Origin of the sequence: Arthrobacter alkaliphilus (assembly GCF_021483235.1) — a bacterium.
Taxonomy (GTDB): domain Bacteria; phylum Actinomycetota; class Actinomycetes; order Actinomycetales; family Micrococcaceae; genus Arthrobacter; species Arthrobacter alkaliphilus.
In genome coordinates this window covers 126,478-149,131 of sequence record NZ_JAKEEC010000003.1, presented here as the reverse complement: position 1 = coordinate 149,131, position 22,654 = coordinate 126,478, and the positions used below count along the sequence as shown (strand labels likewise).

Annotated in this window: 26 protein-coding genes; 17 read left to right on the top strand and 9 right to left on the bottom strand. The window is 63.8% G+C overall.

Annotation, left to right across the window (positions count from 1 at the left end):
• Positions 1 to 16: 16 nt before the first annotated feature.
• From L0B83_RS04150 to L0B83_RS04135, 4 genes are all read right to left on the bottom strand, one after another.
• Complete coding sequence (locus L0B83_RS04150) at positions 17 to 1,525, bottom strand: GntT/GntP/DsdX family permease (RefSeq protein ID WP_443627138.1); 1,509 nt, start codon at positions 1,523 to 1,525, stop codon at positions 17 to 19.
• Positions 1,522 to 2,097: a gluconokinase gene (locus L0B83_RS04145; protein WP_234757148.1), complete on the bottom strand. Its 576-nt coding sequence runs from the start codon at positions 2,095 to 2,097 to the stop codon at positions 1,522 to 1,524. The genes L0B83_RS04150 and L0B83_RS04145 overlap by 4 nt, the downstream gene beginning before the upstream one ends.
• A 119-nt stretch (positions 2,098 to 2,216) precedes the next feature.
• A complete protein-coding gene (locus tag L0B83_RS04140; RefSeq protein WP_234757147.1) occupies positions 2,217 to 2,711 on the bottom strand; it encodes a hypothetical protein in 495 nt (164 codons plus the stop codon).
• Positions 2,708 to 2,995 carry a hypothetical protein gene (locus L0B83_RS04135; protein ID WP_234757146.1) on the bottom strand — a complete coding sequence of 96 codons (288 nt, stop codon included), beginning with the start codon at positions 2,993 to 2,995 and terminating at the stop codon, positions 2,708 to 2,710. The genes L0B83_RS04140 and L0B83_RS04135 overlap by 4 nt, the downstream gene beginning before the upstream one ends.
• Before the next feature lie 264 nt (positions 2,996 to 3,259).
• Here L0B83_RS04135 and L0B83_RS04130 point away from each other — a divergent pair, with 264 nt between their 5' ends.
• The 14 genes from L0B83_RS04130 to L0B83_RS04065 all read left to right on the top strand — a co-directional run bounded on the left by L0B83_RS04130 (position 3,260) and on the right by L0B83_RS04065 (position 17,254).
• Positions 3,260 to 4,267 (top strand): Gfo/Idh/MocA family protein, encoded by a 1,008-nt coding sequence (locus L0B83_RS04130; RefSeq protein ID WP_234757145.1) that lies wholly within the window; start codon positions 3,260 to 3,262, stop codon positions 4,265 to 4,267.
• Positions 4,268 to 4,307: 40 nt separating this feature from the next.
• Positions 4,308 to 5,168 carry a sugar phosphate isomerase/epimerase family protein gene (locus L0B83_RS04125; protein ID WP_234757144.1) on the top strand — a complete coding sequence of 287 codons (861 nt, stop codon included), beginning with the start codon at positions 4,308 to 4,310 and terminating at the stop codon, positions 5,166 to 5,168.
• A gap of 24 nt (positions 5,169 to 5,192) precedes the next feature.
• Positions 5,193 to 6,359: a Gfo/Idh/MocA family protein gene (locus L0B83_RS04120; RefSeq protein ID WP_234757143.1), complete on the top strand. Its 1,167-nt coding sequence runs from the start codon at positions 5,193 to 5,195 to the stop codon at positions 6,357 to 6,359.
• A gap of 113 nt (positions 6,360 to 6,472) precedes the next feature.
• Entirely contained in the window at positions 6,473 to 7,519 is a 1,047-nt protein-coding gene (locus tag L0B83_RS04115; protein WP_234757142.1) for a LacI family DNA-binding transcriptional regulator, read from the top strand.
• 89 nt (positions 7,520 to 7,608) lie between these two features.
• A complete protein-coding gene (gene uxaC, locus L0B83_RS04110; protein ID WP_234757141.1) occupies positions 7,609 to 9,015 on the top strand; it encodes a glucuronate isomerase in 1,407 nt (468 codons plus the stop codon).
• Positions 9,016 to 9,101: 86 nt separating this feature from the next.
• The gene (locus L0B83_RS04105) at positions 9,102 to 10,424 is read left to right on the top strand and encodes a mannitol dehydrogenase family protein (protein WP_234757215.1); all 1,323 of its coding nucleotides are present in this window, start codon (positions 9,102 to 9,104) and stop codon (positions 10,422 to 10,424) included.
• Between the two features lie 428 nt (positions 10,425 to 10,852).
• Positions 10,853 to 12,082, top strand: a complete 1,230-nt coding sequence (gene manD / locus L0B83_RS04100; protein ID WP_234757140.1) for a D-mannonate dehydratase ManD — start codon at positions 10,853 to 10,855, stop codon at positions 12,080 to 12,082.
• Positions 12,072 to 14,417 carry a gluconokinase, GntK/IdnK-type gene (locus tag L0B83_RS04095; RefSeq protein ID WP_234757139.1) on the top strand — a complete coding sequence of 782 codons (2,346 nt, stop codon included), beginning with the start codon at positions 12,072 to 12,074 and terminating at the stop codon, positions 14,415 to 14,417. The genes manD and L0B83_RS04095 overlap by 11 nt, the downstream gene beginning before the upstream one ends.
• Before the next feature lie 217 nt (positions 14,418 to 14,634).
• Positions 14,635 to 14,814 carry a hypothetical protein gene (locus L0B83_RS04090; RefSeq protein ID WP_234757138.1) on the top strand — a complete coding sequence of 60 codons (180 nt, stop codon included), beginning with the start codon at positions 14,635 to 14,637 and terminating at the stop codon, positions 14,812 to 14,814.
• A 115-nt stretch (positions 14,815 to 14,929) separates the two neighbouring features.
• Complete coding sequence (locus L0B83_RS04085; protein WP_234757137.1) at positions 14,930 to 15,466, top strand: universal stress protein; 537 nt, start codon at positions 14,930 to 14,932, stop codon at positions 15,464 to 15,466.
• Positions 15,463 to 15,954 carry a fluoride efflux transporter FluC gene (locus L0B83_RS04080; protein WP_234757136.1) on the top strand — a complete coding sequence of 164 codons (492 nt, stop codon included), beginning with the start codon at positions 15,463 to 15,465 and terminating at the stop codon, positions 15,952 to 15,954. Before L0B83_RS04085 ends, L0B83_RS04080 begins: the two co-directional genes overlap by 4 nt.
• Entirely contained in the window at positions 15,951 to 16,319 is a 369-nt protein-coding gene (gene crcB / locus L0B83_RS04075) for a fluoride efflux transporter CrcB (protein ID WP_234757135.1), read from the top strand. The genes L0B83_RS04080 and crcB overlap by 4 nt, the downstream gene beginning before the upstream one ends.
• Before the next feature lie 69 nt (positions 16,320 to 16,388).
• Positions 16,389 to 16,952 (top strand): GNAT family N-acetyltransferase, encoded by a 564-nt coding sequence (locus tag L0B83_RS04070; protein WP_234757134.1) that lies wholly within the window; start codon positions 16,389 to 16,391, stop codon positions 16,950 to 16,952.
• A 155-nt stretch (positions 16,953 to 17,107) separates the two neighbouring features.
• On the top strand, positions 17,108 to 17,254 hold the full coding sequence (locus L0B83_RS04065; protein WP_234757133.1) for a lmo0937 family membrane protein: 147 nt from the start codon (positions 17,108 to 17,110) through the stop codon (positions 17,252 to 17,254).
• A gap of 77 nt (positions 17,255 to 17,331) precedes the next feature.
• On the opposite strand, the gene zapE is transcribed toward L0B83_RS04065, so the two are convergent.
• From zapE to L0B83_RS04040, 5 genes are read right to left on the bottom strand one after another with little or no spacing between them, the layout of a single operon-like run.
• Entirely contained in the window at positions 17,332 to 18,003 is a 672-nt protein-coding gene (zapE, locus tag L0B83_RS04060) for an AFG1/ZapE family ATPase (protein WP_234757132.1), read from the bottom strand.
• A 19-nt stretch (positions 18,004 to 18,022) separates the two neighbouring features.
• Positions 18,023 to 18,253: a hypothetical protein gene (locus tag L0B83_RS04055; RefSeq protein ID WP_234757131.1), complete on the bottom strand. Its 231-nt coding sequence runs from the start codon at positions 18,251 to 18,253 to the stop codon at positions 18,023 to 18,025.
• Complete coding sequence (corA, locus tag L0B83_RS04050; protein WP_234757130.1) at positions 18,253 to 19,248, bottom strand: magnesium/cobalt transporter CorA; 996 nt, start codon at positions 19,246 to 19,248, stop codon at positions 18,253 to 18,255. Before corA ends, L0B83_RS04055 begins: the two co-directional genes overlap by 1 nt.
• Before the next feature lie 15 nt (positions 19,249 to 19,263).
• Positions 19,264 to 19,689, bottom strand: coding sequence for a DUF1761 domain-containing protein (locus L0B83_RS04045; RefSeq protein ID WP_234757129.1), 426 nt, complete (start codon positions 19,687 to 19,689; stop codon positions 19,264 to 19,266).
• 9 nt (positions 19,690 to 19,698) lie between these two features.
• A complete protein-coding gene (locus L0B83_RS04040) occupies positions 19,699 to 20,259 on the bottom strand; it encodes an Lrp/AsnC family transcriptional regulator (protein ID WP_234757128.1) in 561 nt (186 codons plus the stop codon).
• A gap of 157 nt (positions 20,260 to 20,416) precedes the next feature.
• On the opposite strand from L0B83_RS04040, the gene L0B83_RS04035 reads away from it, so the two are divergent.
• From L0B83_RS04035 to L0B83_RS04025, 3 genes are all read left to right on the top strand, one after another.
• A complete protein-coding gene (locus tag L0B83_RS04035; protein WP_234757127.1) occupies positions 20,417 to 21,655 on the top strand; it encodes an MFS transporter in 1,239 nt (412 codons plus the stop codon).
• Positions 21,656 to 21,746: 91 nt separating this feature from the next.
• Complete coding sequence (locus L0B83_RS04030; protein ID WP_234757126.1) at positions 21,747 to 22,412, top strand: winged helix-turn-helix domain-containing protein; 666 nt, start codon at positions 21,747 to 21,749, stop codon at positions 22,410 to 22,412.
• On the top strand, positions 22,409 to 22,636 hold the full coding sequence (locus L0B83_RS04025) for a 2-nitropropane dioxygenase (protein WP_234757125.1): 228 nt from the start codon (positions 22,409 to 22,411) through the stop codon (positions 22,634 to 22,636). The genes L0B83_RS04030 and L0B83_RS04025 overlap by 4 nt, the downstream gene beginning before the upstream one ends.
• The last annotated feature ends 18 nt before the right edge of the window (positions 22,637 to 22,654 follow it).

Below are 22,654 nucleotides of genomic sequence, written 5' to 3'. Positions count from 1 at the left end.
CGCAGTCGGGTCCTGGTCAGACGAAAACGGATAACAACAGCGTGAATCCGAATCCGACGACGGAAATGATGGTTTCCATGACCGACCAGGTCTTGATCGTTTGGCCCACGGTCAGTCCGAAGTATTCCTTGACCAGCCAGAAGCCCGCATCGTTGACGTGGGAGAAGAACAGCGATCCGGCACCGATGGCGAGCACAACCAGGGCCAGCTGAGCCGGCGACAAACCCGTCGCCAAGGGCGCGATGATTCCTGCGGCTGTCACCGTGGCAACCGTCGCCGAGCCGGTGGCGAGACGGATCAGAACTGCGATGATCCACCCCAGCACGAGTGCGGAGAGGCTAGCCGCGACGGCGATCTTGGCGATCGCGGTTCCGGTACCGCCGTCGACGAGTACTTGTTTGAAGCCGCCGCCTGCGCCGACGATAAGCATCACGCCGACGATCGGCAAAAGGCTCTCGCCGATCTTGCTTGTCAGGACGGAAGCGGAAAAACCGACCCGGGTACCGAAGGTCACCATTGCCAGCAGAACGGCCACGAGAAGCGCGAAGACCGGATCGCCGATGAAGTCCAGCAGCGGCCGGAGCGGTGCGCTCTTGTCCATCCAAATGTCTGCGCCGGCCTTGATGAGCATGAGCACCAACGGAGAAAGCAGGGTCACGAGGGTCCAGCCAAAGGAGGGGCTGCGCGTGGCTTGCGGATCTTGTGCCTTGCCCGCGGGTGTGTCGCCGCGGGAACTCGCGGCTTTTGCGCCGGGCCCTTGCGATCTGGCCGGCCCGGCATTCTCGGCGCCAACAGAAACGGCGAGGCCGGCGCCTGCGGCTCCGATCGGTACTATCCGTGCGGCGAGACGGCCGAAGAGGGGACCTGCGATGATGACGGTCGGAATGGCGATGAGCAGTCCAAACGCGAGGGTGACGCCGACATTGGCGCGCAGGACGCCGATCGCGGCCAACGGGCCCGGATGTGGCGGGATGAACCCGTGGAGCACCGACAACCCGGCCAGCGCCGGAATGCCCAGGCGCATCGCGGGCCCCTTGGAACGGTGCACAGCGAGCATCACAACGGGAATGAGCAGCACGAGCCCGATCTCGAAGAACATGGGGATGCCGATGATGCTGGCGATGAGTGCCATCTTCCAAGGCAGAGTTGCAGGCCGGCCGTGGAGGAGTGTGTCCACGATCTTGTCCGCGCCTCCGGAATCAGCCAACAGTTTGCCCAGCATGGCTCCCAGCGCGATCAGCACACCGACGTAGCCCAGCACCCCGCCGACGCCGTTTTCGTAGGAGGTGGTTACTTTGTCCAAGGAAATACCGGAGGCAATGCCGACGAAGAGGGCGCCGATGCTCAATGCGAGGAAAGCATGCATTCTTGCCCAGACGATCAGTAAGACAACTATCGCGATCCCGACGGCGGCCACCACAAGCACTTGGGTGTCGTGGGCCGTCCATGGTTGATGCATCGCATCCGTGGTGGCGTCGGTGGCGACCCCGGCGAAGGGTCTGCTGAGGATGGAGATTCCGTTCATGGTTCTCGTCCTGTTCCGCTCGGCCGCAGGCCGAACTTGTCCATGATCTGTTGGGCGATCACTCCCGGAGCCGGACCAACGTCGATCCGGATTCCGGGCTCATCCGGGGACAGTTCCTCAAGAGTCTCGAACTGGCTCCCCAACATACTGGCCGGCATGAAATGGCCGTGGCGTTCGGCCAGCCGTGCACTGATGGTCTCGGGCGTCCCGGACAGAAAAACGAAGACGACGCCTGAACCTCGGTGGTTAATGATGCTTCGATAGGACCGTTTGAGGGCCGAACACGTGATGACGCCGTTTTCCCCGTGATCCAGCCTCTCGTCGACCCACCGGGCAATCCTCTCCAGCCACGGATATCTGTCCTCGTCCGTGAGCGGATGCCCCGCCGCCATCTTGTCGATGTTTGATTGGGGGTGCAAGGCATCGCCTTCTTCAAAGGCCCAGCCAAGCCGGCCTGCCAAGAGTGCGGCAACCGTGGACTTCCCGGAGCCCGAAACGCCCATGACAACCAGGACAACCGGTTCGGCCAAAGGGGGTGACGCCGTGTCAGGCGCCGTGTCAGAAGAGCCCATGGAGCCCATCTTGGCAGCAGGTGGGCCTCTGTGCCATAGCAAATCGCGCCGGACTTTCCCCTGGCCAGGGCCATGTTCGGCCGCTTCGTTGAGCAAGGAATCGGGGCTATTTCCTTCGGCTATGCCATTTCGACCGCGGACAGTAGCGGCAATTCGCGAACGGCGGTCGAAGCGACAATCCAGCACCCCGAGGTCACGACGCCGAGGCTCGCCACGGCGAGCACGCCGCCGGTCGGGAGGAAGAGAGCGAGCGCGCCGGCAACGGCTGCACCGATCGGGTCGATACCCCATGTGAGGACCCTGCTGGCGGAAGAGAATCTCCCGATGGCTTCCTGGGGAATAAGAAGCTGTTTGAGTGTTTCCGTTCCGGTGATGTTGACCATCACGCAAGACGCCCAGAAGCCGAGTGAAAGCCCGAGAAGGAGCACGTTCGCCATGTCTTGCCCCGGCGTGATCAAGAGCATGCCGAGGCCTGCGAGGGCAGGCAGCATGAATGTCGGTAGCAGTGCCCAGACGGGCCGGAACCTGTCCCACACCCAAGGTGCGACCCCCATGGATAGCAGGCCGATGACTCCACCGGCAGCTCCAGCGATTCCAATCTCGGCCGGCGTCATGGATCCTGTGCGCAACGCGTGGGTGACATAAACCGATTGGATCGCTGTGGTGAAAAGGTTGAAGTGGGCCCCAGAAGCCCGAGAAAGAACACGGTTCCCAGTCCGGCTGCCGTGTTTATCCAGGCAACATCCGAGGCGGAAGAGTCAAGGAGCTGGAGCGCCACGACGGGAATCGCGAACAGGGTGAGCTGGCTTCCGAAGAAAGATACCGCTTCGCTCCACCACAGCGTGCTGAAGTCGCGATTCCAGAGCTTGGTCTGGTCGCGTTCGATTTGGTCAGTCATGAGGTTCCCCTGTCCCTGTTTGAGAGGATACGGACAGCGGTCGCGCGAAACAAACCATTTGCCCCGTTTTGGGGCCGCCTAGCGCGGCCCCCGTAAGTTGCCAGTTCTTTGGCAATCGGTTGTCAGGCCCTTCCGGGCTGGTTAGACTCGATCGAAAGCATGCCGAGGAATTACACCTTGGCGCGTCCTGCTGGCCCTCGGCGCCTGCCACATCGATCTGCGCAGCCTGTAGGTTCAAAGGGAAACATCTTTCGAGGGAGAAGAATGCCTAAGGCAGCAGTCATCGGTTGCGGGGATGTCTCGAGCGTGCACTTCGGGGCGATCGCCAAAATGGAGGACGTTGAACTCGTGGCGGTATGCGACAGCGACGCCGGACGCCTGCAGGCGGCAGTGGCGGCCTACGGCGTGGCCGGGTACGCGGACTACCTTGAGATGATCGAATCGGCGCGGCCCGACGTCGTGCATATCTGCACTCCGCACCACCTGCATGCCTCGTTGGCGGCGGATTGCCTTGAGCGCGGCGTCAGCGTGATCGTCGAGAAGCCGCTCGCCCACACCCTCGAAGAGGGCCGCCGCCTGGTCGAGGCGGCGGAGCGGAGCACGGCGAAGATCGCCGTCTGCTTCCAGAACCGTTACAACGCGACGTCGCAGGCCATGCGGAGACTGCTCGACGACGGCGGGCTGGGCCAGGTGCTCGGCGCGTCGGCCACCGTGATGTGGCACAGGACGGCCGAGTACTACCGCGACAGGCCCTGGCGCGGCACCTGGGTTGAAGGGGGCGGCGGCCTCATGATGAACCAGGCCATCCACACGGTGGACCTGCTTCAGTGGCTGGTCGGCGACGTGACCAAGGTTGAGGGCCACGCCTCCACGCGCGCTTTGGGCGGCGTGATCGAGGTGGAGGACACGGCGGAATTCATCGCCGGGCACTCCAATGGAGCCACCAGCGTCTTCTACGCGACCCTCGCGAACGCCACCAACGCGCCGGTGACGCTGGACATCGTGACCGAAAAGGCCACCCTCAGCCTCCGGGGCGATCTTGTTGTCTCCTACACCGACGGCACCGTGGAAACCATCGCGGAACGTGCCCTGGAATCGGGCGGGCGCGCTTATTGGGGTGTATCGCATGAGCTCCTGATCAAGGATTTCTACGCCAAACTCGGAGATCCTGCTCCCTTCTGGATCAGCCCGGCCGAAGCTGAAAAGTCGCTCCGGATCGTCAAAGACATCTACGCCCAGAGCTTCCCGGAAATTTCCGCGCAAGTGGGCTAACCCCTCGGCCCTCGAGGGCCCGAAACCAACGGAGGACACCGTGGCAAAAATTGGCGTACAGGCGATGATGCTCAAGGGCAGCTTCGTGGAACTCGGAGCGTTTGAGACGCTTCGCAAGGCCAGTGCGATCGGGTACAACGCCGTCGAGATCTCGCAGATCCCTATGACGCCGGAAAACGTTGCCGACCTCGACCGCTCCCGCACGGAACTGGGGATGGACATCGCGGCGCTTTCGGTCGCCATGGAGACGCCCAAAGGCATGCCGGGCGACTCGCTCAAGGACCATTTCGACAAGATTGTTGACGACGCTAAGCGGCTGGACGCGCGCCTCCTGCGGATCGGCATGCTGCCGTTCCCCGCCATGAAGTCGATCGACGCCGTCGTGGCCTTCGCGAAGCAAGCCAACGAATACGCCGAAAGCCTCCGGGAACACGGCATCGGCTTGTACTACCACAACCACCACGTCGAGTTCGCCAAGTTCGACGGCAAGTACATGCTGGACATCATCGCAGAGAACTCTCCGGCGATGGGCCTGGAGATCGACGTGCACTGGGTACAGCGCGGCGGCCTGGACCCTGTCCGGACCCTGGCCAAGTATGCCGGACGCACTGCCATGGTGCACCTGAAGGACTACCGGATCGGCACGTTGCCGGAGTCGGCTTTCGGGCTTCTGGAAACGGGAGACATGGCGGGCTTCATGGCCGAGTTCAAGAACGTGGTCCAGTTCGCCGAAGTGGGGGAAGGCAACCTGGACTTCCCGTCCATCATTCCCGCCGCCCAGGCTGCCGGCGCGCAGTACCTGCTTGTGGAGCAAGACGAGCTCTACGGCCGCACTGTGTGGGAAGCGCTGCAGACCTCGTATGACAACCTGGTGGCCATGGGCCACGCCGACCTCTTCTAATCCCACAACAACGAAAGATTACTTATGAGCAAGAAAGTACGCCTTGGCATCATCGGCCTGGGCCAGCAGGGCGGCACCTACGCCAAGTTCATCGCTGACGGGCTGGTTCCGAACATGGTGATCGGCGCCATCTGCGACTCCGATCCCGGCAAGAAGGAACTGGCGGCCGCCCGGTTCCCCGACGCGCCCTTCTACGATGACTACATCACCATGCTCGAAAGCGGCGACGTCGATGCGGTCGTCACGTGCGTGCCCCACTACCTGCACCCGGAAATCGGCATCGAATCGCTCAAGCGCAACATCCACGCCCTCGTGGAGAAGCCCGCCGGGGTCTACACCAAGCAGGTCAAGGAACTCAATGAGTTCGCTGCCTCCAAACCCGGGCTTTCCTTTGGAATCATGTTCAACCAGCGCAACAACCCGCTGTACAAGAAGCTCAAGGAGATCGTAGACAACGGCGAGATCGGGGCCATCCGCCGCACCAACTGGATCATCACCAACTGGTGGCGTCCGCAGGGCTACTACAACTCCAGCGAATGGCGCGCCACGTGGGGCGGCGAAGGCGGCGGCGTCCTGGTCAACCAGGCGCCCCACCAGCTTGACCTGTGGCAATGGATCTGCGGCGTGCCGAAATCGGTCTACTCCAAGGTCGCGTACGGATTCCGCCGGGACATCGCTGTAGAAGACGAGGTCACCGCCGTCGTGGACTACGGCAACGGTGCCACCGGCGTCTTCGTGACGGCCACCCACGACCTCGTGGGCACGGACCGTTTCGAGATCCTCGGCGACCAGGGCAAGATCGTGGTGGAAAACAGCAAGACCGCCACTGTGACCCGCCTGGTCAAGCCTGAACGCGAGCTCAGCGACGGCATGGACATGGACGATGTCCGCAAGCTTTTCATGGGCGAATTGAAGGCGGAGGACTACTGCACCACCGAGGTGATCGAGTTCGAATCGGCCTGGGGTGGCCAGCACGCAGGCGTTTTGGAGAACTTCGCCGCCAACATCCTGGACGGCACGCCATTGTTGGCACCCGGCTCGGACGGCATCAAAGGCGTCCGCCTGGCCAACGCCATCCACCTGTCGAGCTGGACGGGCAGGGAAGTCCCCCTGGACTTTGATGAAGAGGAGTACATGCGCGAGCTCAACAAGCGCATCAGGGAAGAGGGCAAGTTCGCCGAGCGCGCTTAGCGGCGCGGCAGGTTAATAGGGCACTAAAGCAGGGGACTGAAGCAGGGCGGTGGCCGGCAGGGCGGTTTGGCAACCGTCCGGCTTTTGTTGCCAAGCAAGATTACGATGGAGCGGTGACCGAAGCGATGAATTCCGGAGCAGCACCTTCCCCCGCCAAGCGCGGACGCGGAGAGAAATCCTCGCCCACCATCTACGACATCGCGAGGCTCGCGGGAGTCAACCCGTCGACGGTCTCCCGCGCGCTGAGCAAACCGGGCAGGGTCAGTGCCAAGACCCAGAAGATCATCGAGGATGCCGCGGAGCAGTTGAACTACCAAGTGAACCCCTTCGCCCGGGCACTCCCCACCGGGCGTACCCAGACGATCGGACTAATCGTCGCGGATATCACCAACCCGACGTTCTTCGACATCATCCGGGGCGCGGAGACCACGGGGTCAGCCCGTGACTACACCTTGGTCTTGGCGGAGTCTGCGGAGTCGCCTGAGACGGAACTGACCGCCGCCCGGAGGATGTTGAGCACGGTGGACGGCCTCATTTTGGCGAGCCCCCGCATGGACGACGAGAGAATCCGGGCCTTGGCCGCGGACAAACCGGTGGTCGTGATCAACCGCGAAATCGAGGGCGTGCCATGCGTGGTACCGGACGTCAACAAGGGGATTAGCCAGGCCGTGCGGAGCCTTGCCGCCAACGGCCACCAACAGCTCGCCTATGTTGCTGGTCCGGCGCAGTCCTGGATGTCGCGTCGCCGGTGGGAGGGGGTCCAAGCTGCCTGCGATTGGTACAAGTTGGCAGCGGTCCGTTTGGAATCGTCCAAGCCAACCGTCGACGGCGGCCGGCAAGTAGCGCGCGACGTCCTCGCAAGCGGTGCGACGGCGGTGATCACCTACAACGATCTCCTTGCCATTGGCCTCATGCAGGAACTCCAGGCCGCCGGAATGCACGTTCCGGACCAGATCAGCATCGTGGGCTTCGACGACATCTTCGGCGCAGACTTCACGACGCCGGCGCTCAGTACGGTGAGATCGCCCCTGGGGGAGTGCGGTTCCCGCGCGGCGACACTCCTGCTGGACATGTTGCTGGGCCAGGAAGGGCCGGCGGAAGCAGTCCGCGTGGACACGGAGCTCGTGGTCCGCGGCTCCAGCGGGCGCCTGATCGCCTAACTCCAAGCGGCCTCCGGCGGGAAATGCAACGGTGTGGCAATAGTTGGCAACCGGTTGACAGTTTGATTCTTCCGAACCAAAATTGACCTATGTCACAGTCGATCGCAGCCAATCCTGACCGGCTCCTGCCCGCTGATCCCGGGACGCGCAGCATTGCGCGCTCCCTTCTGGAGCGCGTCCAGGACCTGCCCATCATCTCCCCGCACGGCCATGTTGACGCCGCCGTCATCAACAACAACACGCCGTTCCCTGATCCGGCCGCGCTTCTGGTGAGCCCGGACCACTACGTCACCCGGCTGATTCACGCGAGCGGAGTCCCCATGGGCAAGCTGCTCTCGGGAGGCGCCAAGCCCTCTGAATCGCGGGAGATCTGGCGGGCTTTCGTCCAGGCCTGGCCCCTCTTCGATGGCACTGCATCCGGGTACTGGCTGCGCACGCAGTTCGACAGCGTGTTCAAGCTTGGGGCCGACCTTGGCGAGATGCCCGCGGATGCCAGCTACGACGCTATTGCCGCCAAGCTCGTAGAGCCTGACTTCCGTCCGCGCCAGCTCTTCAAGGACTTCAATATCGAGGTCCTTGCCACCACCGACGATCCCCTGGACAGCCTGGCCAACCACAAGGCCATCGCTGAGGATGCCTCCTTCAACGGCCGGGTGCTGCCGACCTTCCGCCCGGACGCCTACCTGAACATCGCACACCCGTCGTGGAGTGCCAACGTCGAACGGCTTATCGATTCTGCGGGCGACGGGACCACTGGATACGCCGGCTACATCACGGCCCTGGAGAACCGCCGTCGTTATTTCGTGGACCAAGGTGCGGTTTCCGCCGACCACGGCGTCCGCACCCCGGCAACGCTCAAGCTGGACCGGGCCGAAGCCGAGCGGATCTTCGAGTTGGCACGGGCCGGCAAGGCCTCGGCCGAGGACCGCGATACGTTCGAAGCCCACATGATGTACCAGATGGCCAGGATGTCCGTGGAAGACGGTCTCGTCATGACCATCCACCCCGGTTCGTTCCGCAACCACCACCAGCCCACGTTCGAAGCCTTCGGTGCCGACACGGGACACGACATCCCGTTCGCCGTGAACTACACCGAGGCGGTCAGGCCCCTCCTGCAGGACTTCGGCACTGCCAAGGACTTCCATTTGGTGCTGTTCACCCTTGACGAGACGGTGTTTTCCCGCGAGCTGGCCCCACTGGCAGGCTTCTACCCTTCCGTCTACCTCGGCGCGCCGTGGTGGTTCCTCGACGCACCTGACGCCATGCTCCGCTTCCGCTCCGCCGTCACCGAGACCACCGGCTTCTCCCGGTCCTCGGGCTTCATTGACGACACCCGCGCGTTTTGCTCCATCCCGGCCCGGCACGACGCCTCCCGCCGGGTCGAAGCATCCTTCCTTGCCCGCCTCGTCGCCGAGCACCGTGTCAGCGAAGACCGAGCCCACGAAATCATCGTCGACGTCGTCGACTCCTCGCCCCGAAGGGTTTTCAAGCTGTGAGCGGCGAACCCGCGCGAACCGCGGAGCTTCCCCGGCTGAGCCGCGCCGTCCAGCCCCTCGCCAAAGCTCCCGTGCGCATTGTGCACATGGGACTGGGGGCCTTCCACCGCTCCCACCAGGCGTGGTACACGCAGCATGCAAGCGACGCGGCTGAATGGGGCATCGCATCCTTCACGGGCCGCCGGCCGGATGCCGCGGAAGTCCTCGCACCGCAGGACGGCCTGTACACCCTGGTGGAGCGCTCGGACGCCGGTGATTCGTTCGAAGTCATCGGCAGCATTGTCGAGGCCGTCGACGGTGCCGACGTCGAGCGTTTTGTCGAGCTCGTCTCGGCACCGCCGACGTCGCTCATCACACTCACCATCACCGAAGCCGCCTACCGGCTCGGGGTCGATGGGAAGCTGGATAGCCAAGCGCCCGACGTCGTCGCGGACCTCGGCGTGCTCGCCGGCGGTTCGGCTTCCGGCAAGCCGGCGACGCCACTGGGCCGCCTGGTTCTCGGTCTCGCCGAGCGTCGCGCCGCCGACGCCGGTCCGATCGCCGTAGTCTGCTGTGACAACCTCTCCAACAACGGGACCGTTGCCAGAAGCGCCGTGACGGGGATGGCCGGGGCGTTTGACGCCGGACTCGCCGCCTGGATCGACACCAACGTCAGCTTTGTCAGCACTTCCGTTGACCGCATCACTCCGCGTACAACGGCGGCCGATATCGACGCCGTCGCCGCAGCCTGCGGATACCGTGACGAATCGCCTGTGGTCGCCGAGCCATTCGTGAACTGGGTTCTCAGCGGGGACTTTCCCGCGGGACGGCCCCGCTGGGAGGATGCGGGCGCTGTGTTCGTGGACGAGATCGAGCCCTACGAGAACCGCAAGCTGTGGCTCCTCAACGGCGCCCACTCGCTGCTCGCCTATGCCGGCCAGCTGCGCGGACACAAGACAGTGGCCGAAGCACTTGCCGACAATTTCTGCCGGCAGGCCGTGGAGGAGTTTTGGGACGAGGCAGCCTCAAACCTGCCCGGTGAGGACTTGGGCATCCCCGAGTACCGGGCCGCCCTGCTGGAGCGCTTCGGGAACTCCCGGATCGCCCATCATCTGGCCCAGATAGCCATGGACGGCAGCGCCAAACTGCGCATGCGGGCATTGCCGGTGCTCCGGGCCGAGCGCGCAGCCGGGCGCAGCGGGCAAGCCTCTGCACGGATGCTCGCAGCCTGGACCGCCTACACTGCGACGGCCACCGGCCTCCAGGATCCGTTGGCCGCCGACATCGCCGCCGCGAATCTTCTCGCGGGCCGTCCCCGGCTCGAGGCCCTGCTCGGGCTTGTGGATCCGGAGTTGGTTTCCGACGCGGCCGTCGTGGATCTCGTTGAGCGTTTGGCCGAGTCCTTCGCGGCTGCCGGCAACCTCAAGTAATCCGACCGGTCGCGGCCGTTCATACCCCGATACGTGACCGGGCGTCTCTCGAAAACGCGCCGGATGTGACCGGGCGTCGGTCGAAAACGCGCCGGATGTGACCGGGCGTCGGTCGGAAACGCGCCGGATGTGAGTGGGCGCCTGTTTCCCCGGACGCCCGGTCACTTAATCGTGGGTTTTCCTGGGATGCCCGGTCAGATGTTGGGGGTTTTCCTGGGATGCCCGGTCACGTATTTGGGGGTTTCCTGGGATGCCCGGTCAGATGTTGGGGGTTCTCCCCGGACGCCCGGTCACCAGCCCGACGAAATAGTACTGCAACCGGTTGCCAATAATTGTCATCCATCCTAAGATCGTTTTTACCTGCTCTGTGATGCACGTCGCATCCGGACCAGCCCAGCCCTCGATCAGCAACCCTGAAAGGACCAGCTGTGAAAATCACTGCCGCTGAAGTGTTCGTGACCAGCCCCACCCGGAACTTCGTAACGTTGCGAATCACCACCGATGAGGGCGTCACCGGCATCGGCGACGCGACGCTCAACGGCCGTGAACTCGCCGTCGCCGCATACCTGAAGGAACATGTTGCCCAGCTGCTGATCGGCAAGGACCCGCACCGCATCGAGGACACTTGGCAGTTCCTATACCGCAGCGCGTACTGGCGCCGCGGACCCGTAACCATGGCCGCGATCGCCGCCGTCGACATGGCCCTCTGGGACATCAAGGGCAAGGTTGCCGGACTGCCGGTGTACCAGCTGCTCGGCGGCGCCTCCCGTAACGGCCTCCGCGCATACGGCCACGCCTCGGGCGCGGACATCCCTTCGTTGTTCGACTCGGTCCGCGAGCACCTCGAACTGGGCTACAAGTCGATCCGCATCCAGACCGCCATCCCTGGCATCAAGGCCGTGTACGGTGTCGCCGCGCAGGCTCAGGCCTCGGGTGAGCGCTACGACTACGAGCCCGCCGGCCGCGGCGCGTTTCCGCAGGAAGAAGACTGGGACACCCGCGCCTACCTGCGCCACCTGCCAACGGTCTTCGAGGCCGTCCGGAACGAGTTCGGTCCGGAAATCCCGCTCCTGCACGACGGTCACCACCGCATGACCCCGATCCAAGCCGCCAAGCTCGGCAAAGCCTTGGAACCGTACGACCTGTTCTGGCTCGAAGACTGCACTCCGGCGGAAAACCAGGAGGGGCTCCGCTTGGTCCGGCAGCACACTACGACGCCGCTGGCCATCGGTGAAATCTTCAACACGGTCTACGATTTCCAGACCCTCATCAAGGAACAGCTGATCGACTACGTACGGGCCGCGTCCACCCACTTCGGCGGAATTTCGCCGCTGAAGAAGGTCATGGACTTCGCCGCCCAGTACCAGATCAAGTCCGGCTTCCACGGCCCCACCGACATTTCCCCCGTGGGTTTCGCCGCTCAGCTTCACGTTGGCCTGGCCATCCACAACTACGGTATCCAGGAGTACATGCAGCACTCGGACAAGACCAACACGGTCTTCGAGCAGTCCATGACCTTCACCGACGGCTACCTGCACCCAGGCGACAACCCCGGCCTCGGCGTCGAATTCAACGAAGAAGCCGCCAACTCCTTCCCGTACCAGCAGGCCTACCTGCCCTACAACCGCCTCGTGGACGGCACCGTCCATGACTGGTAGCAGCGTGGCCGCAACCGGCGACCCCAGCGCAGCGGCGGAGAAACCGCGGCGCATCGTGGTGATGGGCGTCTCCGGTTGCGGCAAGACCACCATCGGGGACCTCGTCGCCCGTGCTTTGGGAGTTCCGTTCATCGACGGCGATTCGCTCCATCCGGTGGAAAACGTTGCCAAGATGGCTGCAGGAACACCGCTGACCGATGAGGACCGCTGGCCGTGGCTGGCGACGGTGGGCACCGAACTCGCCAAAGCAGGCGACGGCGGGCTGGTTCTCGCGTGCTCTGCCCTCCGGCGCAGCTACCGGGACTCCATCCGTGAGAAAGCGCCGGACACCGTCTTCCTGCACCTGCACGGCAGCAAGGAGGTGCTGAGGAAACGGACAGAAGGGCGATCCGGCCACTTCATGCCGCCCGCCCTCCTCGATTCGCAACTCGCCACCCTGGAACCGCTCGACGACGACGAGGCCGGCTTCGTCGTCGACATTGCCGCCCCGGTAAGCGAGGTTGTTTCGGAGGCGCTGGCTGGAATTGCCGCCGCCGCGGGTTCCAAAGCTCCGGCGGCCGGCAGCCCGGGCACCGCGGGCACCCAGGCGCGGCAGTTCGACGTCGACCTCCAGTCGGCGCCGTTCAACCTCGACGACGAGGCGGTTGCCTGGGTGGACTCCACCATCCGCGGCATGAGCCTTGAGGAAAAAATCGGGCAGCTCTTCATCAACCACAACAACGATTACTCCCCGGAGTACCTCGACGGCGTGCTGGAGAACTATCACGTCGGCGGCATGCGGTACAGGCCCGGTCCGTCCGCCGCTGTCCAGCAACACATCCGTTACGCCCAATCGAAGACGCGCATACCGCTTCTGGTGGCCTCCAACCCGGAAATGGGAGGGGCTGGAAGCTGCGACGACGGAACATTCGTCTCAACCCACTTGCAGGCCGGTTCCCATCCGGACAAGTCCATCGCCCGGAAAATGGGCCAGGTGGCCGGCGTCGAAACCGCCGCCTTGGGCTGCAACTGGGCCTTCGCGCCGATCGTGGACATCCACTACAACTGGCGGAACACGGTCATCTCCACCCGCGCCTTCGGCAACACACCGGAAATCGTGGTGGAGCGGGCAAAGGAGTACTTCGACGGCATCAGCGAGTCGCCCACGGTCTGCGCCATCAAGCATTTCCCGGGCGACGGCGTGGACGAACGCGACCAGCACGTGGTCACTTCGTACAACACGCTCGGGTATGAGGAATGGAATTCCAGCTACGGGCATGTTTACCGGGAAATGATCGGCCACGGCATCCAGTCGATCATGGTCGGACACATCGGGGCGCCGGAGCTCACACGGCATTTCCGTCCCGGGACGCAGGACAGGGACATCCTGCCCGCCACACTCTCTCCGGAGCTTCTCCAGGACTTGCTCCGTGGCGAACTCGGCTTCAATGGACTGATCCTCACGGATGCATCCCAAATGGTCGGCCTCACCCAGGCCAAGAAACGCAAGGACCTCGTTCCAGCCACCATCGCCGCCGGCTGCGACATGTTCCTGTTCTTCCGCAACCCGGCGGAGGACTTTCAGTACATGATGGACGGCTACAAATCGGGCGTGATCAGCGATCAGCGCCTCCATGACGCGCTGCGCCGGATTCTGGGGTTGAAGGCCAGCCTCGGGCTGCACAAGAGACTGCCGGAAGAATTGACGCCGTCGCCCGAGGCGCTGGGGCTGATCGGCAGCGAGGCCCATCTCGCCGTCGCCGCGGAAATCGCCGACAAAACCGTCACCTTGATCAAAGACACTGCCGGCAACCTGCCCATCACCCCGGAGACGCATAAGCGCATTCGCCTGTACGGCGTCTCGGGCGGTTCCGATTTCACCCGGGCGGATCCGTTGGCCTACCTGGATACGGTAAGAGAGGAACTTGAAACCGCCGGTTTCGAGGTCCACCTCTTCAAGACGGCGGAGCAACGTGAAGCTGCGGGGGAGTCCGGCGTGAACTTCATGGACGTCATCTCGGACGAAGCAACGGGCGACTATGCGGACAAGTACGATGCCGCATTCGTCTTCGCCAACGTCAAGGGCTTTGCCCAAGAGGCTGCGATCCGCATCAAGTGGTCCAGTCCGATGGCGGCGGAAATCCCGTGGTACGTCACGGAAGTCCCCACGGTGTTCGTCTCGCTGAACCAGCCGAACCACTTGATCGATGTGCCAATGGTCAAGACGGCCATCAACGCCCATGCAGGGACCCGCGAGGTCATCCGGGCTACCATCCAGAAAATCCAGGGCAAGTCGGAGTTCCAGGGAACGTTCAACGAGAACGTCTTCTGCGACTCGTTCGACACCCGACTTTAGCGTGTGGTGGCCATTCCCCAGAGGCGGGGAACGGCCACCGCGCGCCCGTTGCTCCGGAGCGCTTTGGGGTAAGGAGTTCGAATCTCCTGACCTCCATATTGTCTATGCCCCGCAGTAGTATTCGGGCATGCCTGACGAGCCTGAATATCCCGCGCCCTTGAATTCAGTCGGTGCACCAGCCCCGCGGCAAACGGAACCGATTTCAACCGTTCCGAGAGTGCCCGTTATTGCCAAGCTCGTTTGGCCGAAGTACCTCCAATATGTTCCGGCCATGGTCACGCGGACCTCGGAGGGCAAGGTTCTGGTGCAATGGTGGCCGAATCCCTTCGGATCGGCCACCAGGTTGACGTGGCTCAAGGATACGGACGTGCGGGCTGAGCTGCGCTACGAGCGTTGAGTCAGGCGGCCGGGTTCGCGACGTCCAGCAGCGCCCCGGGACAGCGCCAGTCGTGGAAGCCCATACTGGAGCAAGATGGAAGCGCATCCCGACGATCCGGACATTTGGAGGCTCGATGGGCAACCCCCGCACCGCGGACGAGCCGCAGGCCACGGGCAGGCCGGCACGCATGAACGGTCCCGTGTTGGCCGGTGTGCTTCCGGGCCAGCCTGCCGCGGTGGTTGGGAAAGCGGCGGAAGTGGCGCTCAGTGCCGGACTAGAGCTGGTCCTGGCTTACGCCGACGTCACGACCTTCCCCACGGCAGGGGACCGGGACGGGCATCTGGCGGCCCAAGCGATTGATCCCGACGGAATCGACGACGACGCCGCGGCCATCGCCGAGTCGCTCCGGTCCCGTATCGCCGGGCAACTCGATGGGACGAGTGTGCAGTGGACTTTCGTGACGCTCGCCGGTGAGCCCGCCCGTTCGCTGGGCCGTTATGCAGCGAGCATCAACGCTTCGATGATCGTCGTGGGAACCAAGGAACATGGCCTCGGCCGGAAGCTTGAAGGACTGGTGACCGGATCTGTAGCCTTGCACTTGGCTCATCGCCAGAACTGCCCCGTGCTCATGGTTCCCTTGGGCCGTCACGACCCAAGCAGGAATCAATGAAGGAAAGCAGCACCGCACCGGCCAAAACCAAAGTGTCACCGGACCGGCAACCGCACCGCCCGCTCCATCTTCACGGGCGGTTCGTTCTGCTCGTCGTGGCCGGAGGAATCCTGGGGGCTTTGAGCCGCTACGGGTTCGGCATGGCCCTTCCGGCGCCGAACGGGTGGCCGCTGCCCACCCTGCTGATCAACCTGTCCGGGGCGCTCGCGCTTGGTTGGCTTCTCGAAGCACTCGCCCGGAGCGGGCCCGACGCCGGCCTCCGCCGGATTGCCCGTCTGGGCGTCGGAAGTGGTTTCCTAGGGGCCTACACGACTTACAGCACCTTGGCGCTGGAGTCGGTACATCTCTTCGGGGCAGGGCGCGGGATGGACGCCATGTGGTACTTGGTGGCCAGCCTTTTAGGGGGCGTCGCGGCCACAACCCTGGGTATTTGGCTTGGCGCGTTCCGGCACAGGTCCAACCAGCGGGTTCAGAAAGCCAGGCCATGACACTTGCTTTGCTTGCGCTCGCCGGGGGCATAGGCGCGGCCGCCCGTTTCGTGGTGGATGGAGTGGTCCGTTCCTGGGCCAGGACCGCGCTGCCGCTGGGAACGATCTTCATCAACGTCTCCGGGTCGTTGCTCATCGGGATCCTGGCCGGGCTGGTCATGGCGCATCAGGCTCCCGAGTCCCTCCAGCTGATTCTCGGCACCGGATTCCTCGGCGGATACACCACCTTCAGTACGGCAAGCCTCGAGACCGTCAGGCTTGTCCAGAGCGGCCGGACCGGACTGGCCCTCGTCAATGGCGTTGGCACCATGGTGGCGTGCGTCGGAGCGGCGGCGGCCGGCGTCGGGCTGGTGTTGTTGTTCTGAGTCGCGCGTCTACGTAACCGTCCGCCCGACAGCGGCAACCAGCCCTATAAAAACCCTCTGGAGAAAACCATGTTTGAAACAGCCGTGCGGGGCGGGGTCGTCCTGAAGCCCCTCGAGACATGGCATGCCTGCGAGTTTGCCGAGCATATGAGCAGGGCGCAGGACCATATCCGGCCATGGGTCGGGCCGACCTTTGTCACCGACACGGTTGAGGGTGCCCGCGCCACCCTTCAACGCTACGCCACAGCCACGGCGAATGATGGAGCGCGCATCTACGGTCTATGGGACCGTGGCAGGATCGTCGGAGGCGTGATGTTTGTGGCATTCGACCCCGCCTGGGGCATCTGCGAGATTGGCTGTTGGCTCGAGCCCGATGTTGTCGGCGGCGGCCTCATTACACGGTCAGTGGAACTGCTCATGGAGTGGGCCTTCGTGGAGCGGGGGATGTCCCGCGTGGAGTGGCGGTGCCGTACTGACAACCGCCGCAGCGTTGCCGTCGCGCAGCGACTGGGCATGCGCTCAGAGGGCGTCCTCCGAAGTAGCTGGGTGTACGACGGCAAGCGGTACGACAAGGAAGTATTTTCCATACTTCGTGCCGAGTGGATGAGCGAGCGGCCCCGTATCGCCCAATGATCGACGTCGGCCGACGGCGGCGGATGTATGGAAATGGCGGCTCTTGTATGGAAATACCGCGCTAAAGCGCCCACTTCGACCGATTGATAAGTATACTTACGACTTGGATGCTCCGGCCGCCGGCCAGGGCACGCACCCAAACAAAGGAGAATCTCATGTTGCTTTGGATAGCCATCGTTATCGCCGTCCTCTGGCTTCTCGGCTTCATCGGCAACATCGGCGGCGGGCTTATTCACCTGCTTCTGGTTATTGCTGTGATCGTTCTGATTTTCCACTTCATCCGCGGCAGGTCGCGCGTATAGCGTCCAACTGCCACACTGTCCCCCTCCGGACACATGTTCCGGAGGGGGATGGACGCGGCCCGACGGCGAGCCGTCCTTCAGCTGCCCGCCGCCTCTACTTCTTCGAACGGCTCCGGGGCTTCAACCCGCCCCAGGAGCGCCAGCCGGCTCGCGATTCTGGCAAGGTCGACAGGCTGCACGCTCGTTTGCTGGGAGCCGGTTCGGTGGGCCGGATCACCGGCCACGTCCCAGTTCAAGGGACCGTGGCCCACCAGGAAGAGCGTGATGTCCTGGTCGTGCAGGATATCCACAACATGGCTGAATCGTTGCCAGGCTGAGGCGGACCCGGCCGCCGAACCAATGCTCGGAGAGGGCACGCCGTCAATCACCCAGGTTCCGTAGTCCGCAGCCAGAGCCAAGTAGTCCGCCGTCGACATCAGGCCGCCGCACAATTCCGCGAAGTCGACCCAGAGCATGTCGTCAGCCGCTTCGACCGCGAGTGGTTGCGTTGTCGGGGTCAGGATCCGATTCTGCGACTTCGCCGGCCGGAACAGTCCGAAAGCTCCGAGTTGTGCGGGCGTTCCGGGAGTAATGATCTTCCCCATCCTGAAAGCCTCTTGGCCAGGGGAAGTGCCCGGCGGTTCGGCAGCGGAACCAGGAACCGGCGAACGCCGGAAATCAGTGTCTCCATCGATCTCCATGATGTCCATCATCTCCTTGATCACCCCGATGGTCGGGATGAAATGGTCGTGCCACAGAGGGTTCGGCAACAACTTATCCGGTGCGTAGTTAGACGTCACGACGAGCGCGGCCCACGGGACCGTAAAGGTAGATGCTGCGCGGCGCCCTCCGCCGGAGCATCGAGCGGCGGCTGGGGAGTGACTCGCCCAGCTGGCAGAGCCGGGCGGCTGCGGCGGCCTGGGCCGGCTCAAGGTCGAACCCTGAAGCGTTCGCGTCAGCGATGATTTCCGCCATAAAACCCGACGCATCGAGGCGTCGCCCGGGGGAGACCGGGAACACTAGAGCCAGTTTTTCCGTTTGAAGACGACCCACATGGCAAAGCCCGCCAGGACCATCATGCCGAGCGCCATGGGGTAGCCGAGCGGCCAGTGCAGCTCGGGCATGACGTCGAAGTTCATGCCATAGAGCCCGGTTACGAACGCGGGTGCGAAGAAGATCGCCGCCCACGAGGAGATCTTCTTGGTTTGTTCGTTTTGTGCCGCACTAGCCTCGTTTTGCCGGTTCGCGGTCAGCGTCCCGTCGAGGGTCAGGGCGTTTTGCAGCAGCTCGCGGAATCCGTTTGCCCGGGAAATCACCTGTTCGACGTGGTCTTCCACGTCGCGGAGCTTGCGCTGCAGTTCGATGTCGACTTGGTATTTCACGAACCCGCGCCTCAAGGCCGCCATCATCTCCGGGAGCGGGTTGATCGCGCGCTGGAACTGGATGACCTCCCGGGCGAGTTCGTAGATGCGCCGCGAAACCAAGGGATCGCCGCCAAACAGTTGGTCTTCGATCTCGTCGATGTCGTTTTCCAGCCCGGAGATCACTGGGCCGTAGTCGTCCACCACCCGGTCCAACAGTGCGTACAGGACGGCTTCGGGACCGTGCCGCAGCAGCTCCGGCTGTTGTTCCAACTCGCGTCGAACCTTGGCGACGCCGGGTGTTTCGGCGTGCCGGACCGTGACTACGAAGTTCCTCCCCGTGAAGATATGAAGTTCACCGAACTCCACGGTCTCAGTGGCGTCGACGTATCTCGCAGGACGTAGGACCGTGAAGAGGTTGTTGTCGTACCGCTCCAGCTTGGGCCGCTGGTGGGCGTTGACGGCGTCCTCGACAGCTAGCAGGTGGAGACCGAACTCGGCAGCCACCGCCGCCATTTCCGCCTCGTCCGGCCGGTAAAGTCCAATCCACACCATTCCGCCGTGGGCGGCCAGAGTTTCGACACTCTGCTCAATGCTTTCCGGAGTCGCAGTCCGGACACCGTTCACATAGACGGCATTGTCAATGATGGTCACAAGGGTATTCTCCTCCTACTGCAATGCCCCGATGATGGACCCGGCGACGGTCATGGCCACGATGTCATGGCCGGAATCGATGAGGGTCACGGCGGACGGCCTGCCCGCGAAACCGTTGTGGATGACGTGGCCGCCGACACGGAAGACCGCCGCGATCACCAGTGCGAAGAAACCGGCTGCGAGGCTTCCGTGGATGTCCAGCTTCCCGATGAGGACAGCAAGCAGGATGCTCGTGAGTGCGGCGGCCACCATCATGGGGATCCAGATCGCTGCGCCTCCATCGATCTTCTTGAGGTCTTCCGCGGTCTTGCCAATGGCCTGCATCCATCGTTTGCCGAGGACCGCCGGCATGTACCAGACAAAACCGATGACCATGCTTGAAACAAAGGCCAGGAGAATCGCCAGCCAATTGAGGTGCTGAAGGGAAGTAAGCCAATCCATTCTGGAATCCTAGTCGGCTTCGCTGGGTGGCGAATCAGCGGAAACCTGCGGTTTGCCCCGCTTGGCGGCGCCCGCAGTTTCCGCGGCAACCACGAGCCTGCCGATGAGCGGCTCTGTCCGGTAGGGGATGTGGGTATGCAGGGCGAGCACCGTTTCCGTGCGGATGACGCCCTTGGTTCTGAGGACCGAGCGAAGCGCGGTCTGCAGGTTGTGCGTGTCGGTGGCCACCACCCGGCACAGGAGATCGCCCCGCCCGGAAATTTCATGAACCTCAAGGACCTGCGGGATCCGGCGCAGGGCGCCGATCACGCCGTCGAGTTCCCGGTGGGTCACCTCCAGCGTCACAAAGCCGACGACGTCGTACCCCACCTTTTCGAGGTCCACCTCGCGGCCGCCGTCGTTCAGTACGCCCGACCGGACCAGGCGGCGCATCCTCGATTGGGCGGTGTTGCGCGCAATCCCCAAGGACTCGCTGAGTTCGCCGATCTGAACCCTGGGATCGCGGATCAGCTCCAGCAGGATTTTCAGGTCCGTAGGATCGAGGGTGTTCAAATCATCACTCCGGGTCATCTGTAGACATCAATTTTGATTGTTTTGATCAATTCTTTCACGGATATCTGATCCATCTGGCAGGCATGCGACATCCTGTTGCCATCATTTACTTGGGCCGTCCAGTCCAGGCCCAAAAGGCTGGTTCCGTGATGGCCGCTGAGGCAAAGGCATGGAAATGACTGTCTTTAGCGAACTGCGCATGCGTCAGGCCACCGCCGGACGCTGGGGCTGGGATGCTTCCACCACTGCACGGCTGGTCCTTGCCGGCGCCGTCATGTTCACACTGCTGGTCGGCGCCAACTTGGCGAGCCCCCTGTATCCGCTGCTTCAGTCGGAACTGGGAATTACGTCACTGGGCGTGACTATTGCCTTTGCAAGCTACGTCCTGGCGCTCGTCGCCGTGCTGATGCTCGCAGGCCATTGGTCCGACCATATCGGCAGGCGTGCAGCCCTGGTGCTGGCCGTCACCGTAGGTCTGGCCGGCGGACTGGTTTTCGCGAACGCGGACAACCTCTTGATGCTCTCGGCGGGCCGCATGCTCCAGGGCGTTGCCGTAGGCCTTGCCACCGGAGCGAGCTCAGCGGCGTTGCGTGAGCTGCTTCCGTCCCGGCCGGAGTGGGCTTCGCGCTTCACCCTGCTTTCTTCCTCGGGAGGCGTGGCGGCCGGTCCGGCCATCGGCGGACTCCTTTCGCTGCTCCCGGGTGCGACGTCGACGCCGTTCTACGTCCACTCGGCGCTCCTGCTCGTTTTGCTGGTCCCGCTGTGGCTTCTCAAGGCACGCCCGGCTATTCGGCCGGCGGAGGGCCCTCGTCCCTACACGGTGCTCGCCCCGCGGCGGCCCTCCGTGTCGCGGGAAGCCAGGGGAGCGTTTTGGCTGGCCTCAGGCGTCGGTTTCCTCAGCTTTGCCGTTTTCGGCTTCTGCCTTTCGCTCGCGCCCGGCTACTTCGCCGTCGTCGTGCATGCCGATTCCCGGCCCATGACGGGGCTGCTCGCCGGCCTGACGCTCGGGGCCTCCGCGCTCAGCCAATTGCTCGCGGTCCGCGGCAGGTTCGCCGTGCCCGCAGGACTGGCGGTGCTTGGCGTTTCCATTGTGCTGGTGGGTGCGGCGGCATCGCTGTCCAGCCCGGTGCTCTTGGTGGCCGCGAGCCTGTCCGCCGGGGTGGGGCAGGGGATCGCCTTCCGGCTGGTGTTCAACGACGTTGCCAGCAAAGTCGAAGCGGCCAGGCATGCCCAGATCATTAGCACCGTCTACGTCATCACCTACCTTGGCAGCGCCGTGCCGGTCATCGGGCTCGGCCTTGCTGCCTCGGTGATGGGGCTGGGTGTCGCCGCCGGTAATTTCACGGTGCTGTGCGGCCTGGCGGCTGCGGCACTCGCTGTTGTGTCCCTCCGCAGCGTGCTCCGAAAGCGCTGACCGGCGGTCCTGATTTCAGGCCGAGAGTTGCAAAGATCGGTTTGCAAAGAAACTCTTGCAAAGGTTTCTTTGCAAGAGTAGCGTCTCGGACATGGAGAAGGTTCACGAGCCGGAATTCCCCGTCCGCAAGGTCGATACGGCGTCCCTCAAAGCGCTCGCTCACCCCCTGCGCGTTCAGATCCTTGAGATGCTGTCCCGATACGGACCGCAGACCGCGTGCAGCCTGGCCGAGCTCCTCGATGAGTCCAGTGGCGCCACGAGTTACCACCTGCGGCAACTCGCCAAGTTCGACTTCGTCCACGAAGTCCAAGGCAAGGGAACGGCGCGGGAGCGGTGGTGGGAGCGGCCCAAGGGGGCCATCCAGATCACTTCCCCCGAATTGGCGCACTCGCCGGCGACCCAGGAGGCATCGCGCCTGGTGACCCGGGAATTCGAACGCGGGAGGCAAGCCGTCCTCGCCGACTTCATGGCACACGGCATGGACTCTTTGGACGAAGAGTGGCTCGAGGCGGCAATCGTCAACACGGCCAACGCCCGGATGTCGGCCGAGCAGCTTGGCCGCTACTCCCGCTCCGTTGAAGCCTTCGCCCGCAATCTCCTGGAGGAGATCCGTAGCGAACCCGAGGCGGATGACGCCCGCCCCGTGCAGATCCATCTCAATGCGTTCCCCATTCTGGGAGTACCGGCGTGGGCCGGAGACAAGAAGTCCCGCGATGCGAAGTCGCACGCAGCAGCCACCGAAGGGAAAGAGTCATGAGCACAGCCACCGCATCATGCGGCACCTACCGCCGGCCATCCATGGTGGAATCGGCAGCCGCCGGAATCGGAGCCGGCCTGGTCTCTTGGGCCGAGCGCAGGCGCTATCTTCCTCCGCTCGAGGCGACATTGCGGCAATCGGCGCTCAGGCGCCGCCAGGAACTCAGCGACTTGCGCCAGGACGCCATCGGGGCCGCGCACTCCGGACTCGAGCCGCGTCACTGAGCCGCGTCACTGACCCCC

Bases quoted from the DNA above. Each gene is read 5' to 3' on its own strand.
- L0B83_RS04065 (WP_234757133.1), top strand. From the start codon at position 17,108: ATGTTGCTTTGGATAGCCATCGTTATCGCCGTCCTCTGGCTTCTCGGC.
- L0B83_RS04150 (WP_443627138.1), bottom strand. From the start codon at position 1,525: ATGAACGGAATCTCCATCCTCAGCAGACCCTTCGCCGGGGTCGCCACC.
- L0B83_RS04095 (WP_234757139.1), top strand. From the start codon at position 12,072: ATGACTGGTAGCAGCGTGGCCGCAACCGGCGACCCCAGCGCAGCGGCG.
- L0B83_RS04145 (WP_234757148.1), bottom strand. From the start codon at position 2,097: ATGGGCTCTTCTGACACGGCGCCTGACACGGCGTCACCCCCTTTGGCC.
- L0B83_RS04025 (WP_234757125.1), top strand. From the start codon at position 22,409: ATGAGCACAGCCACCGCATCATGCGGCACCTACCGCCGGCCATCCATG.
- L0B83_RS04080 (WP_234757136.1), top strand. From the start codon at position 15,463: ATGAAGGAAAGCAGCACCGCACCGGCCAAAACCAAAGTGTCACCGGAC.
- L0B83_RS04135 (WP_234757146.1), bottom strand. From the start codon at position 2,995: ATGACTGACCAAATCGAACGCGACCAGACCAAGCTCTGGAATCGCGAC.
- L0B83_RS04130 (WP_234757145.1), top strand. From the start codon at position 3,260: ATGCCTAAGGCAGCAGTCATCGGTTGCGGGGATGTCTCGAGCGTGCAC.
- L0B83_RS04105 (WP_234757215.1), top strand. From the start codon at position 9,102: ATGGGACTGGGGGCCTTCCACCGCTCCCACCAGGCGTGGTACACGCAG.
- L0B83_RS04035 (WP_234757127.1), top strand. From the start codon at position 20,417: ATGACTGTCTTTAGCGAACTGCGCATGCGTCAGGCCACCGCCGGACGC.
- L0B83_RS04045 (WP_234757129.1), bottom strand. From the start codon at position 19,689: ATGGATTGGCTTACTTCCCTTCAGCACCTCAATTGGCTGGCGATTCTC.
- L0B83_RS04120 (WP_234757143.1), top strand. From the start codon at position 5,193: ATGAGCAAGAAAGTACGCCTTGGCATCATCGGCCTGGGCCAGCAGGGC.
- crcB (WP_234757135.1), top strand. From the start codon at position 15,951: ATGACACTTGCTTTGCTTGCGCTCGCCGGGGGCATAGGCGCGGCCGCC.
- L0B83_RS04040 (WP_234757128.1), bottom strand. From the start codon at position 20,259: ATGACCCGGAGTGATGATTTGAACACCCTCGATCCTACGGACCTGAAA.
- L0B83_RS04030 (WP_234757126.1), top strand. From the start codon at position 21,747: ATGGAGAAGGTTCACGAGCCGGAATTCCCCGTCCGCAAGGTCGATACG.
- uxaC (WP_234757141.1), top strand. From the start codon at position 7,609: ATGTCACAGTCGATCGCAGCCAATCCTGACCGGCTCCTGCCCGCTGAT.
- L0B83_RS04085 (WP_234757137.1), top strand. From the start codon at position 14,930: ATGGGCAACCCCCGCACCGCGGACGAGCCGCAGGCCACGGGCAGGCCG.
- L0B83_RS04140 (WP_234757147.1), bottom strand. From the start codon at position 2,711: ATGACGCCGGCCGAGATTGGAATCGCTGGAGCTGCCGGTGGAGTCATC.
- L0B83_RS04070 (WP_234757134.1), top strand. From the start codon at position 16,389: ATGTTTGAAACAGCCGTGCGGGGCGGGGTCGTCCTGAAGCCCCTCGAG.